We start from the raw sequence: 15100 nt of genomic DNA, 5'->3' as shown, positions 1-15100 counted from the left end.
GGACGGACGCTGGAGGCGGCTCCGGGGTGGGAGCCGCCTCCAGGGCGCGGGGCAGGGTGGATCAGCAGGGGAAGGTGCCGCTGTAGACCGAGTGTCCGTAGGAGGAGCTACCGGTGCCGAAGCCGTAGATGCCGTCGTCGCTCCAGACGGCCTCGCGGAAGCCGTTGACGCAGGTGGAGGTCGGGGCGAGGGCGAAGCCCTCCAGGTTGTCGACCGGCATGACGGGCGGGTTCGTGTAGGTCACGTCCGGGACGATCGCGCCGGCGGTGTTGACCTTCAGGAAGGTGTGCGTCTCGCCGCAGGTGTTGTCGCAGGTCGCGACGATGCGCTGGGTGCCGGCGTCGAAGGTCACGTCCATCACGGAGGACTTGCCGGTCGCGATCGTGCCGAAGGTGGTGAACGTGCCGTCGGAGTTCAGGCCGTAGACGTGCAGCGTGCCGTCCCACTCCAGTCCGGCGAAGTACAGGCCCGACCCGTGCAGCGGGTAGTTCGCCGGGTTGTAGGCCGCGCCGGTGAGCGGGTCGACCCAGCCGTTGGCGGTGAGCCAGCTGTCCGGGACGTAGCCGACGCCCTCGAAGCCGAGGTTGGCGTCGTCCTTGCTGCCGGTGTTGAGCTGCGGGAACTGCGAGGTCATGTCCCACTGGTGGATCGGCGTGAGCGTCGAGCCGGTCGCGGCCGGGTCGAACTCCATGATCGTGTCCTTGGGGACGGTGTTGTCGCTGTTGTCGCGCTCGGAGGTCACGTAGATGTGCCCGTTGCCGCCGACGGTCAGACCCTCGGAGTCCGGCTCCCCGGAGCCGCCCGCGAAGCGGAGCTGCTTGCCGGTCGCACTCCACGACGGGTCCGGGATCCACTTGCCGTTGCTCTTGACCAGCTTGAACAGCCAGCTCTTGTTCTTGGCCGCCCAGAGCACCGACGGGTTCGCCGGGTCGAACGCCAGACCGCTCAGGTCACGGCCCTCGGGGCCGGTGGACGTGGTGAACGCGCACACGTTGTCGGCGATGGTGACGTCCAGACCGCCCGGCCACGCCAGGGTGCCCGCCGGCGTGGACCCCGTACCGGTGGGCGCCTCGGGGGCGCAGCCGCTGGTGAGCGCGCCGCCGCCGCCCAGCAGACGGCCGGTCTGACCGCCGCCGCCCCCGCCCGAGCAGGAGTTGGCGCCGCCGAGCGTCGCGGTCACGGAGGTCTGGAACCAGCCGGTGCCGTTGGCGCAGCGCTCGTCCGACGGCTTGGCGCCGTCGATCGCCCAGGTCACCGAGTCGACGGTGGTGCCGCTGCCGTCGAGGAGGAAGACCGAGTCGTTGTCGCCCAGCCCGAGGGTGGAGTTGAAGGTGACGTAGCCGCCCGCGGGGATGCTGGTCGCGCTCGGGGAGGAGGACGCGATCGAGACCGGGGCGTGGGTGATGTCGTTGTCGACGTACTTCCACGAGCCGATGCTGACCGCGCTCGTCCCGCCGTTGAACAGCTCCACGGTGTCCGCGCCGTTCGAGGTGACCTCGTTGATCCGCACCCGGCTCGCCGCCGGCACCGACGACGGACAGCCCGAGGCGTTCGGGGCGCCGAACGTGGTCGCCGCGGTCGTGGTCACCCACGCCCCGGTGCCGTCGCCGCCGCAGCGCGCCATCGCCGGCTTCGCCGCGTTGGTGGCCCACTCGACCCGGTCGACCACCGTGCCGTCGGAGGTGTAGATCACCAGCTTGTCCGCATCACCCAGCCCCTTGGGCGAGTTGAAGGTGACGAAGCCACCGGCCGGGATCGTGCTGGAGGACGGGCTGAACGACTGCGGCGCGAAGCTGTCGTCGGACATCTTCCAGCCGCTGATGCTCACCGCGGTCGAGCCGGCGTTGAACAGCTCCACCGTGTCGTTGTCGGACGAGGTGACCTCGTTGATCCGAACGTTCTGGTAGCCGGCCGGGTCCGCGGCAGCCGCGGGCTGCGCGGCGAGCACCCCCGTGACGACCAGTCCTGAAAACGTCAAAGCCGTGGCGCACACGGAGGCGACGCCGACGCGCGAGTGTGAGGTAGGCACGAGGCCGAACTCTGGCCCCGCGAGCTTGAAACAGCGTGTACTCCAGCTGAATGCCACCTGCTGGCCACCGGAACGTCCGGCGCACCGGGGCGCCGCGCGACGCGTGCGACGGGCACCGCGGGGTGGCGGCTGCAGGCAGGCGGGTGCGCATGTCGTCACGGAAGGTGGAGCGCCACTCGTCGGTGAGCCGGGCGCCGTCGAGGACCGCGACGCGCAGGCGCAGTAGTTCGTCGGCGTCCTGTGGGCAGGCGAGGCGAACGGTGGGACCGGGCACGGCAATTCCTCCAGGGGACGATCAGTCGGGCGGCTGCAGCGATGGTGGCGGTTGCAGCGGTGGTGGCGGGGGATCGAGGCGGACGAGGTGCCGGTCGGTCCCGCCGTCCGGCTGGTGCACGGTCCGGTAGGCGTACGGGGTGGTGCTCTCCGGGAAGGTGACGACCCCTTCCTCCACGACGGGCCGCCCGCAGGCGATGGCGCGCAGCCGGGCGTCGACGTCCTCCGGCAGCTGCGGTGCGGGCGGTCGCCGGTGCCGGCCCACCGCACTCACGCGCCGACCGGGCTGCGCGGGGCGAGGCGCTCGTCGACCTCGACCGTGCCCCGGTCGTGGGCGACGACGGCCATCTTCGGGTCCATCAGGTCCTGTTCTGGCACGCCCTCCACCTGGCCGGAGCCGGTGCGGCGGCACGCGAGATCACCGGTTACGGCCGGCTGTTCACCACCGCGCCCGCCTGAGCGAAGGGCCGCCGCGATGGCTCAGGCCGGGGTGATGTTCTGGTTGGCGTGGAAGAGGTTGGTGGGGTCGTAGCGGCCCTTGATGGCGGCCAGACGGTCGTAGTGGTCGCGGTAGGTCGCCCGGACGCGGTCCTGCCCCTCTTCCATCATGAAGTTCACGTAGGCGCCGCCCATCGAGTGCGGGTGGAGGGCGTTCCAGTAGTTGACGCACCAGTCCTTGATGATGCCCGCGTTGGCGGGGTCGGGGTCGATGCCGCCGAAGACGCCGGACCAGACAGCGTCGCGGTAGCTCCAGGCGGTCTCGTCCTTGCCGACGCGGTGCGCGGCGGCGTCGACCGGGTAGAGGTGCATGGTCGAGAGTTCGGTCGGGATGGCGGCACCGAACCGGGCGTGGATGTCGACGGCTTCGTCCGGGATCCGGTCGAAGAAGTCGCCGCGCCAGTACCACTGGAGGCCCTTCGGGATCAGTTCGTCGAACATGGTCTGCAGCATCGGGTAGGGCATCGGGGCCGCGAAGTGGAAGGCGGGCGAGCCCGCGTCGGCGACGGCGGCGAAGGCGCCGCCGTCGAGCTGGTCGAGGTCGCCCGTCCAGCACCAGACCACGCCGCACATCTTCTTGTGGTGGATCTCCTCCGGGAACGGCGGGCCGGGCGGGACGACAAGCACCGCGAAGAAGCCGTTCAGGTCGTCGGGCGCCTGCGGGAGGAACTCGCGGTACCAGCGGAGCACCGAGGGCACCTGCTCGATGGGCCAGAGCGTCACCGCGAGGCCGACGGTGTCGACGGGGTGCAGCCGGAAGGTGAAGGAGGTCACCACGCCGAAGTTGCCGCCGCCGCCGCGTAGGGCCCAGAACAGGTCCTGGTTCTGGTTCTCGTCGGCGGTGACGAAGCTGCCGTCGGCGAGGACGACATCGGCCGCCAGCAGGTTGTCGACCGTCAGGCCGTACTTGCGCGTCAGGTGGCCGTGGCCGCCGCCCAGGGTGAGGCCGCCGACGCCGGTGGTGGACATGATCCCCGCCGGGGTCGCGAGGCCGAAGGCGTGGGCCGCGTGGTCGAGGTCGCCCAGCTGACTGCCCGCGGCCACCTGGGCCGTCCTGGCCTCCGGGTCCACCCGCACCCCGCGCATCGCGGAGAGGTCGATCGTCAGCCCGTCGTCCACCAGGCACATCCCGCCGCCGCTGTGGCCACCGCCGCGGATCGCGAGTTCGATGCCGTGCTCCCGGCCGAAGCCGACCGCCGTCATCACATCCGCCACGTCCGCGCACTGCGCGATGGCCGCGGGCCGCTTGTCGATCATGGCGTTGTAGATCTTGCGGGCCTCGTCGTAATCCGGCTCCCCCGGGCCGGTCACCGGGCCGCGCACCGCGGTCCTCAGCGCCTCGAATGTTGCCGTGTCCATGACTGCCTCCAAGTCGCGGGCTGCCCGGCGCGTCGCCACCCGCTCATTCCAGGATGTGCCGATCGTCCGGGGTGGGCGATTCGGGGATCGAGAGATGTTTGGCCGGGGTGTCGTGCGAGCCGCTGTCAGCGCGAGGGGATGACGCACCTGATCCCCGACGGCACCGCTGATCGAATCCGACCGCCTTGCGAGAGTCCGCGACAACGGCAACGACCTGTGGTTCAGCCAGAAGCACCAGGCGTTCGGCGGCAACATCCGGTTCCTGTCAGCCCCGGACGGCACCCGCTGTGGGTCTCCGACGTCGAGCCCGGCTCCACCCCGGACATCACCGCCGCCCGCATCCACGCCTGCCCGCCCTCTACAAGGCGGCGAAAGACGGCCTGCCCGCCCTGGCCGACAAGTGCTACATCGGCGCCGGCATCGGCATCCGTATCCCGGTCCGCCGGCCAAAGGGCAAGTCCGAACAGGCACTTCACCTCGACACCCGCATGTTCAACACCCTGCTGCGGCACGTCCGGGCACTCGGTGAGCGCACCGCCGCCGAGCTCAAGCAGCGGTGGCGCATCCTGCAGCACGTCACGCTCAGCCCCGACCGGATCGGCCACATCGCCCGTGCCGCCCTCGTCCTCAACGGAATCTGGAAGTGATCACCGTTGAGAAAACCTCAATGGGGTGATGCGAAGGGACAAGGTGTCTCCGTCGTGAGGAGGTGGCAAAGGTCAGTACGCGAGCTCAACTCCTGGGCACTCCTGCGCATGTGCTCCACACCTCCTCGTCGACAGCGCCGGCCTGCACCGATGCAGGCGGCTGGGTGAACCTAACCGGCCGATTGACTCCTGGGCAACGGATTGACGAAAAGGCGGTGCGCGTGTGTGGTCACAGCCACTTGTTGATGGCCGCAACGAGGACGGTCGCCCCATAGCGGACCGCGAGCTTGCCGGTCAGGGCACCAACTGCGAAGGACTCTATGAGATAGCCGACCGGGGAAGCCTGGACGTCGGAGTAGTCGGCGTGAAGGGTCGCATTCGCTACCGGGACATTCCATGCTTGTCTGGCGTGGGGTGGCGAGGGGACAATGTGGAAAAGACGAACGCGCCTCCCGGCTACGGTTAGTTAAATTCTGCTGATTTGATTACTCCTAGCAACCTGAAGCGCAGGCTGTCAGGCGTCCGACCGCATTCATCCGTATTCATCGATTCCTCGCGCAAACCGGGACATGGACCGTCCGTGGAGCGCGCCCCCTTCTCCGTTGCCCCGGTGTCGTGCGGAGCTCCCGGAGGGGGAGGTCACGATGGCGAGAGTCGTCCGGCATCCGCCGGGCAAGGAGCGGCCGCCCAACGCGCCGATGTCGAGCCTGCCGTTCCAGCGGGCCCGGGCCCGGCTCGTGGAAGTCTTCGCCTGCCGGTGGCACAGGTCGATGATCCGGTGGGAGGCCCGCCGGGGTACGCCGCGGCCGCGGAAGTGGCGCAGGTGGGGGTCGTACACCAATGCGATGCGGGTCTTCTGGGGGATCGCCGCGTTCCTGGTCCTCGCGTGGTGCGTGGAGGGCCTGTACATCGTGATCACGGGGGAGAGCACCGCGTTCGAGACGTGGCGGCGGGGGAATTCGGGGTTCGACGCCCTCATCCGCTTCGTCGGTCCGGTCCTCACCGCAGGGATCGCCACCGCGATCTTCCTGTTCTGGTGGTACCGCTGGACGAAGCGGCGCTTTCTCGCGAAGGCGCGGAAGAAGCCGAACGAGCTGGTCCTCACCGCCGGGCCGCACATCTCGGAGGTCGTCGGGCGCCAGGAGCTCGCCCAGGTGATCGCGCAGCGGCTGCGCGAGCGGGAGACCCGCCGGCCGTACCTGCTGGTCGGCGGGGTGGGCGTCGGGAAGACGGCCGTACTGGTGCAGCTCACGGAGATCCTGGCCAAGCAGCACGCGGTTCCCGTGCCCATCCGGCTGCGGGACGCCGCCCATGCGTCCGATCTGAACTTCGAGCAGATGGCCAAGCGCCGCTTCTCCGAGGAGGCGCCGCAGGGGATCCTCGCCCGCAGCAAGAACGACCGGGTCTGGCACCAACTGCTCGCGGACGACAAACCGGTCGTCATCGCCGACGGACTGGAGGAGGCCATCCTCGACGAGAACCTCCGGGACGATCGCGACAACATCATCCGCAGGGCCATCGACCGGGCGTACCAGGAGCGGCTCCCGCTGGTCATCGCCTCCCGGCCGCACGCTCCCCTGGAGGGCACCCGCGCCGCGATCATCGAGCTGGAGCCGCTGAGCGAGGAAGCGGCGCTCCGGTTCGTCGAGGCGAACTTTCCCGAGACGGACGAGCGCCGCCTCGACTGGATCGTGGAGACGGCCGAGGTCACCGAGTCGCCGATCTACCTGCAGATCGCCCGGGAGCTGCACAGTCACGACGCCCTGGAACGCGACCGGCCCCGGCACGACGACAAGCGCCTGAACACCCGTAGTTGGGACCGGTCCACGCTACGGCTGTGGCTGCTGGAGACCTGGTACCACGCGCTGGTGGAGGGCCGGCTGCACGACGACGTCACCGTGAGCCCGGAGGAGCGCCGCGACACCATGGAGATCGTCTCCGCGCTGGCGTGCATCGGACTGCTCCAGGACACCCTGGAGGTCTCGTTCGCGGACCTGCTGGGCGAGGACGCCCACCCCGGACGGACCCGGCGGGCGGAGAGCAAGGCCCGACAACTCTGGCTCGAACAACGCGGGTTCGACCAGTACGGCAAGCGCGGAAACACCTTCTCCGAATGGCAGCGCGAGCTGGTCTGGGACGAGCTGTGCCGCCGGCTCTGCGACGGGGAGAGCAAGCTCCTCGACGAGGGGAGCCTCGGCCAGTGCCGGACGGAGCTGGCCCGGTTCGTCGGACACGCGAGCCGGCTCAAGCTGGTGGAGGGCTTCGACACCAAGGTCCGGTTCCCGCACAGCATCATCCAGGCGTACTGCGGCTTCCGCATGCTCGACCACCTGAGCGAGCGCCAGGCCGGTCGGCTCATCGAGCAGGCGCTGCACCCGCCCGGGCCCAGCCGTGAACTGCTGATCGCGCTGGTCCTGCTCTCCCGCCGACGGGCGACCAAGCTCGCAACCGAGGCCGGCAACACCGGAACCGGGGTGAAGGCGGAGGCCGAGGAGATCGTGAAGCGGGAGGCCAAGGAGCTGTGGCGCCGGGCTCCGCTGACCGGGAAGACCCCCGCCGAACGGCTCTGCAGGGCGGCGAGCCACCACTCGGATCCGAAGGCCTTCGACCTCTATGCGGCTGCCCTGGAGATCGACAGCGTCGAGGAGACCCCGAGGCTCCTGGGCAGGATCACCTCCAACCTCCAGGAGCACTGGAACGGCATCAAGGGGGACAGACGGACTCTCGACGAAGCCAAGCACGGCCTGGTCAAGCAGTACGGTGCGGCCCTGCGCACCGCTGCTCCGAAGATCGACACCACGGACCTGTACGAGCGGCTCTTCGAGCTGGGCAGCGGGGAGTCGTCCTACGCCATCCGCCTCGCCGCCGCACAGGAGGTCGGGAGCGGCGGCGACCCGGCCTTCGAGGTGATCCGCAAGAAGTTCGGCCTCAACAGGGATCCGCTGGAGGAGTACCAGGCGCGGAACGAGGAGCTGAGAGCCCGGAAGAGGGAGGAGTACGTTGCGTGGGTGGCCGAGATGCGGAAGGCGGCCGCCTCGCGGGGCCCGTCCGGGACGGCAACCGGCGAGAACGATCCGCTGAACCGGAAACGGCAGGGCATCATCGAAAGCTACCGGGCGGACCGCCGTGAACTCGGGCGTGAGTTCATCATGCGCGCCTGGATGATCCCGATGCTGCTCGGATCGGTGAGCGACGGTCACCGGGACGAGGCCCGCAACCGCCTCGCGAAGTGGTTGCGCCACCTGGACCCCGAACGCCCGGACCTGCTCCCGCTCTCCTTGGAGAACGCCCTCGCCCAGGGCTTCAAGTTTGCGGCCAACCGGCGGAAGCGCCATCCCGACACCTACCCCGGCGGGTGCGACGACCTGATCCGGCAGGCGGAGACCGTGCTGCAGCAGGCCCGGTGCTGGTACTCCCAGATCTGCCTGCTCCAGGCGCTGTGCCTGTGGGAGCTCCCGGACAGCATCGCCCGGTCCGATCCCGACGGTGACGCGGCGGCAGCTCATCCGGACGGCGCCAAGCGCGGTAAGCACGGCAACAACGGTAGGCACGGCAACAACGGTAGGCACGGCAACAACGGTAAGCACGGCAACGGCGGCAACGGCAGCAGGGATGGCAAGCACGGCAACGGCAACGGCACAGCAGAACGGTCCGAAGGCGCGGGCGGCATGAGCGCGGTGCAGACCGTCGGGCGCTGGCTGTCCATGGCGGGCTCCGCCTGGGACGGGGGAGGCGACGGGGCGCCCCCGCCGCGTCTGCACCCGTTCGTCGCCGAGGCCGGCGACCTGGTGGCCCTCGCCCTGCAGACCCGGGAGCCGGACCGCTTCCTGTGGATCGACGAGAAGGGCGTCGTCGACAACATCGGCTCCCGGAGCAACGGTTCGCAGCACTACCGCAAGCACAACCTGTGGATCCCGCCCTCGGTCGGGTGGACGAACCTCGACGGGCGCACCCAGCGGCTCGTCGCCGACGTTCTGGTGATGCTCAACCTGATCGAGCGGGACGGGTTCCCGGACGAGGTGGAGGATCGGCTGAAGCGGTCCCACCAGCCGGGCATGTCCCTACCGCCCTGCGTGACCAGGGACCGCGCTCCGCTGCATCCCGAGCTGACGGCCGGTACCTCGGACCCGCCGGCACCGGGCACGACCTGCCTGCCCACCTGCAAGTTCCAGTTCTGCCCCTACCCGCCGCAGGGTACGCAGCTGCGGGCCGAGATCGACGAGCCGTTCTGCCGCCAGCAGCAGGCCCTGCTGCCCGGACGCATGCGCCGGCGGGTGCCTCGAGTCTTCCGGAGGAAGACGCCGTCGTGGGTCGGCATGCCCGTCCTGGAACTGGACCGCTTCTGGGACGACATGGCGAAGCGCACGCGAAGCTAGGGCCGTGGCCGAGTGGGAACGCGGAACGCAGCCCCGGGTGAGGTACCCGGGGCTGCGTCCGGTCCTGCTGAGCTCACCGGCTGCTCGTGCCGGCCGCCTCACGAGCAGGTGTCACAGACAGGTGTAGTGCGCGGGGCGGGAGGTGTCGTTCCCGATGAGGGTCTTCTCGTCGTTGCTGATCGCGTTGATGGTGAAGGAGGTCGAGACCGCGGTCAGCGGGTCGGAGACGACGCCGTCACGCCACAGGACGGACCGCTGCGTCGAGTTGACGAACGCGCTGCCGCCCACGCTTCCGAGGCCGCCGATGGCCTTGCCCGTGAGAGCACCGTTCTTGATGGTCCGGACCAGCGAACCTTGGGCGTTCCACTCGGCTGCGGCGTAGCTCGTGTCGTTGTCCATGCTGCCGACGATGCGACCGGCCCGGACCGCCACCGGAGTGCTCTGGCCGTTGGTGCCCTGCGTGGTGAGGGTGTGCAGCTGGCCGCTGAGGTCGGTGACGAAGCCGTTCTTGAGGGTCGACCCGATGACGTTGCCCTGCTCGTCGATGTCGGCGAGGCTCAGGTAGCTGTCCTGGGGGACGGGAATCTCGCGGTACGTTCCGGGTGCGCTCGCCGGCCACACCACCAGGATGTGCGTCAATCCGATTCCGGCGGAACCGGCGATGTCACCCCTGTTGTTGATCACGCTGGCCGACGAGCTGTCCCAGGCCGGGTTGGTCGGCAGCACGGTCGCCGTCCCGGTACGGCTCACCGTCACGGGCATGAACTTGTTGTTGATGATCTGACTGCCCACGATCACGCCGGAGGCGTTGACGTCCGACATCTTGGGCCCGGTCTCGGGGATCTGCAGCACGACCTTGCCGTTGTCCCACAGTGTGCTGTTCCTGACCCTGTAGTCGTAAGGCCAGGAGGTCGACCGCGTGCCGGTGATGCCGACGCCGTACCGGCTGCCGTCGCTCGCGTACAGCGTGCCGCTGGTCGAGTTGGCCGGCAGGTCCCACGCCGTCTTCTGCCAATTGCAGGTCGCCGCCTGGGCGGTGCCGGTCGGCACGAGACCGAGTGCCGCCGTGACCGCCGCTACGGCGAGTACGCTTGCCTTTCGTCGGTTGAACAAGGGATCAGCCCTTCCTCGCAACGAATACACCTTCTGGCGATGACCCTGACATGGCACCCCGTACCGCAGGAAGCAATTTGCGTGAGAAGGAAAACCGTCAGGTGCGGTGGTGGCTCCGGGTGCTTGCCCCCGGCCGGCCGGGCCCGCCGACGGGCCGCGTGGGGCGGATGCAACCAAACGGCCGTTCCGACACGTGCAGCTGAATGTGAAGCTGACAGGCACCGCGTTCTTCGTCCTCTCGATCCTCCTCGTCCCGCTCTCCGTGGGGCTGCTGATGTACCTGTGGAACCGGGTGCGCGGGCCGCGCCCGCTGCGCTTCGGCACCCGGCTGCTCCTGGTGGCGTTCGCTCAGTTCACCGCCGTGACGCTGGTGTTCGTGATGGTCAACAACGACAACCAGCTGTACGGCACCTGGGACGACCTGCTCGGGACCGGAAGCCACGTCCGGGCGGTCCCCGTCCCGCCCGCGGCGGACGCGACGGCGGCCGCGAACGGGCCCGAACAGGCCAAGGTGGTTCAGCAGTTCGGGCCCGTGGACGACAAGGCCGTGCCGAAGGACGTGAGGACGACCGAGCTGAAGGGGCGGGTCTCCGGCGTGGACGGCGAGGTGCTGGTCTGGACGCCGCCGCAGTACGACGACCCGGCGTTCAAGGACAAGAAGTTCCCCGTCGTCGAACTGCTCGCGGGCTTCCCCGGCTCGTCCAGCGCCTGGTTCGGCAGCATGAACGTCTCCCGCCAGCTGGCCCCGCTGATGAAGTCCGGGCAGGTCGCGCCGTTCATCCTGGTCTCCCCGCGCGTGGTCCTGCTTGCCGGGCACGTCGACACCGGCTGCGCGGACGTGCCCGGCAAGGTCAACGCCGAGACCTGGCTGGCGCGCGACGTCCCGCAGATGGTGCTCGACAACTTCCGCGCCGAGCCCGGCCCCGAACGCTGGGCGGTGGCCGGCTACTCGGCGGGCGCGCACTGCGCCGTCCGCCTCGCGCTGGCCCACCCGAACCGCTACCACGCCGCCGTCAGCCTGTCCGGCTACAACGACCCGGTCGGCGAGCCGGACTCCCTCACCGCCAAGGACGCCCACCTGCGCGAGTCCGCGAACCCGCTCCACCTGCTCCAGCACGCGCAGACCCCGCCGGACGTCACCCTCTACGTGACCGGCAAGAAGGGCGACGGCTACGAGGACGCCCTCGCGCTGCAGAAGAACGCGAAGGCCCCGACGACCGTCACTCCCGTCGAGGTCAACGGCCCCCACCTCACCTCCACCTGGGAACCCCTCGTGCCGTCCGTCTTCGCCTGGCTTACCCAGACCATCGGCGCCGCCAAGACCGGCTGAGCGCGTCCGGTTCCGACCCATAGCCCATTATCGTCATTGAGACGATAATGGGCTGTGCTCGGCATCCGAGGGTCGAGTCGGACCACGTCGAGCCGGACGAGGCCGGGGCGTCGCTTCGCCCGATCCGGGTGATGCCGCGGGGACACGGTGAGGACCGATGACCACGGGCAAGGCTGCGCTGATGCGGCAGTACCTGGCGATCGAGATCGCGCGGCTCAGTGCCGTCGTCGGACTGACGGGCCGGGCGGTACCCACCTTCGAAAACCGCGACGGCGCCTGTCCGTTCATCGCCGTCGGCGAGAACGGCATGCTGAACTACCTCGCCCTCGAACGGGGAGAGCTCTGCTTCGAGCGGCCGACCCGTGATCCCGAAGAACTGCTGTACTGGGCGTTCGACGATGCCACCGCACAGCTCGCCCTCGACTGGGTGAACAAGCAGGGTCTGACCGGGGAGGAGCACCTGGCGGCCAGGTGGCAGCGCAAGGCGACCCTGCTGCACGCCACCGTTGGTGCTCGACCACCCTGAGCCGGTGCCGCCGGTGGCGGTGGTGCAGCCTCGCCGCTGGTGGCACCGGCTGACGGACTGAGCGCCCCCGGCGCGACCCGGTCAGCCCCGGGAGCCGCCCGGCCGGGGGGTCGGCGACCGAGAGCACGATCTTTCCGGTGGTGCGGCCCAGTTCGCCCAGGCGGTGTGCCTCGGCGGCCTGCTCCAGCGGGAGGACGGTGTCGACGACCACCCGCGGGCGGCCGTCCTCGACCAGGCGGGTGATCTCGCGCAGCCCCTGGTGGTCGGGCTCGACCAACATGAAGTCCGCCCGGACGCCGGCCGCCTCGGCCTCGGCCCGGGGGAAGGCCTCGTCCGGCGGGAGGAGCGAGACCAGGTGCCGCCCCGGCGCAGGGAGCGCAGGGAGCGGGCCGGGCTCGCGCCGCCGAGGGGGTCCAGCACGACGTCGACCTCGCGGACGGCCGCCGCGACGTCCTGGGTGCGGTAGTCGACGAGTTCGTCCGCGCCCAGTGAGCGCAGCAGCTCGTGCTTGGCGCTGCCGGCGGTGCCGATCACGTACGCGCCACGGGCCTTGGCGATCTGCACGGCCAGGTGACCGACTCCGCCGGCCGCCCCGAGGCCGGGCTCGGCGTGGAACATCCCGAGCAGGGTCGTTCGTTCGTCCGCCTTCGCGCCGGTCAGCGCGAAGGCGACGGGCAGCCCGTGCAGGGTGCACAGCAGGTGCAGGCGCAGGCCCCAGAAGAACCGGGAGTGGCTGGCGCAGTAGCCGTACTCGGCCCAGCCGGCCAGGTCGGAGCGCCTGGCCGTCTCGCGCGAGCGGCCGCACTCCACCGGGGTGGAGTCGACGACCCACACGCTGTCGTCCCACAGCGAGGTGTCCCGGGCGAGCAGGCGGTTGACCCGTGCGACCAGGTCCGCGGCCTTGCGCAAACGCCGGTTGTAGCCCGACTGCCCGGGCAGGTAGGGGAACAGGTGCCGCAGGTGCGCTTGGGCGTGGCGGATCCAGCGGCGTTCGGAAGTGAAACCGAGCAGTGCCTGTATCACCGCGAGGGTGACCAGTTCGGCGTCGCTCAGCCGCGGCTTGATGCCGATCTCGGGCCGCCACGGAGCCAGATGCGGCGATTCCTTCAGCAGGTTGGCTTTGTACGCGAGGACGGGAGTCGTTTGTCGTCGGCTTCGGGAGTCACCGCGTGGGCCTGTTCCGTGATCAATGTCGATGAGTTTGGGAGTCACTCACGGTCCGGCGAGCGATTCAGGGTCCATCCCTCGGTGAAGGCCCTGAGCTGATCTCGCTGCCGTTCCTCCTCTGTGATCCGGTCGGTGAGAACGCGGCGGTCGATGTACGGCGCGACGGCGGCGAGGACCAGGCGCTGAGGCTCGGCAGGGCCGAGAGCCTCAACCTTCCACTGCACCGGCTGTTCGGCGGCGAGTTTGTACCGACGGGCGAACCCCGGCCAACGCGCGTCGCCCGCCTTGCCCGGAGGTTCGGTGTCGGCGGCGGTTCGGGCGGATGGTTCGGACGGCGGCGTCGGCAGGCGGCGGCCGGGAAATTCGCTTTCGGCCGCCGGAGTGCGGTGATAGACAGCCGTAGTGCAGAAGAATCTTGAACTCCCTGACCTGCTGCGACTGATCGACGAGCGGGCGACGGCCTTCCGGGCCGCGATCGCCGCCGCGCCCAGCCTGGACGTGCAGGTGCCGACCTGTCCCGAGTGGACGCTGTTCGACCTGGCGCGGCACCTGGGCTCGGGCCGCCCCTTCTGGGCCGCCGTCGTCGAGGCCGGTCCAGCCGACGCCCCGCCGGCCGAGGCCGTGGCGGCGCGCGCCGAGGCGCAGGCGCCCCGGGAGCGCGAGGCGTTGGTGGCCTGGCTGGCCGCGTCGACGCAGGAGCTGCTGGACACCCTGCGGGAGGTCGGCCCGGACGCCGAGTGCTGGACGTGGTGGGGTGCCTCGCAGTCGCCGCGGACCAGCGGTGCCGTCGCCCGGCACCAGCTTCAGGAGATCGCGATGCACACCTATGACGCCCAGCTCACCGTGGGCGCCGCGCAGCCGCTGCCGGCGGAGGTGGCGCTGGACGGCGTCGAGGACTTCCTGTTCACCTGCTGCGCGTGGTCGGGCGTCTGGCCGCACGAGCCGGCCGTCGTCGACTACCACGCCACCGAGGGCCGCTCCTGGCGCTTCACGGTCGAGGCGGATGGCGCCCGCGCCGTCCGCCTCCCGGCTGCCGGCGAGGGCGAGGCCCAGGCCGACGCCTCCGCCCGGGGCACGGCCGGTGAGCTGGTCCTGTGGTTCTACGGACGCACCCCGCTGGACTCGGTGAAGATCGACGGCGACCGGGCCATCTTCGAGCGGCTCTTCGCCTGGGACCCGAACGCGTAAGGCGGTGTCGACGACGCGGCGCCCGGTCGCGTCGTCGGCTCATCCGACCGTGCCCTGGGCGGAGCGTCGGCGTGGCGTTGCCGTCCTGACATGGTTGAGAGCAGGGGGTTTCGCGTCCTTCGAGGATTTAACACCCGCCGGTCTGGTCGTAGCTGGTGACGAGGGCGGCGGCAACGATGCGCGGCCACTGGAGTCTGGGCACACCGGTACATGTACCCATCAGCTCAGCGGCGGGTGTCTCCCAAACTCGTGAACATCGACCTGCCCGCCGGCAGGGCGCCTCCCGAGCTCATCGACAAACGACTCCCGTTCTCGCGTACAAAGCCAGCAGGTCGGTGAGGTAGGCCCGTGGGCGCGGTGCCGACGTCTCCGTCGGTCGTCTCCCTCGGGCCCCCTCCCGCACCCAGCGTGCGAATTTCTCCGCACCGGGCGCTCCACGTGTCTTGACCGTTGGTCAGCCGCCTGTCGTGGCGGCTGCTGGTTTCGGGGTCCATGGGGCCGGGATGTCGCTTCCGCGGTAGCGGTAGCGCTCCACTGCGACGCTGGATGCGCCGGTGAACACGACCCCGTTGTAGGCGAACCGCCACCCCTTGT

General features: G+C 70.0%; 9 protein-coding genes and 1 pseudogene. 5 read left to right on the top strand and 5 right to left on the bottom strand.

All coding sequences use genetic code 11. The features are described from left to right. Positions 1-61: 61 nt before the first annotated feature. The 3 genes from ACZ3TI_RS28120 to ACZ3TI_RS28110 all read right to left on the bottom strand — a co-directional run bounded on the left by ACZ3TI_RS28120 (position 62) and on the right by ACZ3TI_RS28110 (position 4159). The gene (locus tag ACZ3TI_RS28120; protein WP_465730933.1) at positions 62-1978 is read right to left on the bottom strand and encodes a lamin tail domain-containing protein; all 1917 of its coding nucleotides are present in this window, start codon (positions 1976-1978) and stop codon (positions 62-64) included. Between the two features lie 346 nt (positions 1979-2324). Continuing rightward, positions 2325-2576, bottom strand: coding sequence for a hypothetical protein (locus tag ACZ3TI_RS28115; protein WP_465730930.1), 252 nt, complete (start codon positions 2574-2576; stop codon positions 2325-2327). A gap of 206 nt (positions 2577-2782) precedes the next feature. Next, on the bottom strand, positions 2783-4159 hold the full coding sequence (locus ACZ3TI_RS28110) for an FAD-binding oxidoreductase (RefSeq protein WP_465730928.1): 1377 nt from the start codon (positions 4157-4159) through the stop codon (positions 2783-2785). Between the two features lie 287 nt (positions 4160-4446). Here ACZ3TI_RS28110 and ACZ3TI_RS28105 point away from each other — a divergent pair, with 287 nt between their 5' ends. Together ACZ3TI_RS28105 and ACZ3TI_RS28100 are read left to right on the top strand one after the other, a co-directional pair. Further along, positions 4447-4806 (top strand): transposase family protein, encoded by a 360-nt coding sequence (locus ACZ3TI_RS28105; RefSeq protein ID WP_465730926.1) that lies wholly within the window; start codon positions 4447-4449, stop codon positions 4804-4806. 845 nt (positions 4807-5651) lie between these two features. Beyond that, positions 5652-9182, top strand: a complete 3531-nt coding sequence (locus ACZ3TI_RS28100; RefSeq protein ID WP_465730924.1) for an NACHT domain-containing protein — start codon at positions 5652-5654, stop codon at positions 9180-9182. A gap of 111 nt (positions 9183-9293) precedes the next feature. On the opposite strand, the gene ACZ3TI_RS28095 is transcribed toward ACZ3TI_RS28100, so the two are convergent. Then, entirely contained in the window at positions 9294-10232 is a 939-nt protein-coding gene (locus ACZ3TI_RS28095) for a hypothetical protein (protein WP_465730922.1), read from the bottom strand. Positions 10233-10500: 268 nt separating this feature from the next. Between ACZ3TI_RS28095 and ACZ3TI_RS28090 the strand changes: the two genes are divergently transcribed. Further along, entirely contained in the window at positions 10501-11625 is a 1125-nt protein-coding gene (locus ACZ3TI_RS28090) for an alpha/beta hydrolase (RefSeq protein WP_465730920.1), read from the top strand. A 157-nt stretch (positions 11626-11782) separates the two neighbouring features. Beyond that, the gene (locus ACZ3TI_RS28085; RefSeq protein WP_465730918.1) at positions 11783-12151 is read left to right on the top strand and encodes an Imm63 family immunity protein; all 369 of its coding nucleotides are present in this window, start codon (positions 11783-11785) and stop codon (positions 12149-12151) included. Between the two features lie 181 nt (positions 12152-12332). On the opposite strand, the pseudogene ACZ3TI_RS28080 reads toward ACZ3TI_RS28085, so the two are convergent. Next, positions 12333-12961 (bottom strand): annotated as a pseudogene (locus tag ACZ3TI_RS28080) (zinc-binding dehydrogenase); the annotation flags it as partial. A gap of 759 nt (positions 12962-13720) precedes the next feature. Here ACZ3TI_RS28080 and ACZ3TI_RS28075 point away from each other — a divergent pair. Next, positions 13721-14506 (top strand): maleylpyruvate isomerase family mycothiol-dependent enzyme, encoded by a 786-nt coding sequence (locus ACZ3TI_RS28075; RefSeq protein WP_465730916.1) that lies wholly within the window; start codon positions 13721-13723, stop codon positions 14504-14506. Positions 14507-15100: the final 594 nt, after the last annotated feature.

The organism is Kitasatospora sp. NPDC023120, from assembly GCF_055560835.1.
The sequence above is the reverse complement of the archived record's forward strand: the minus strand, read 5'-3'. Positions and strand labels throughout refer to the sequence as shown.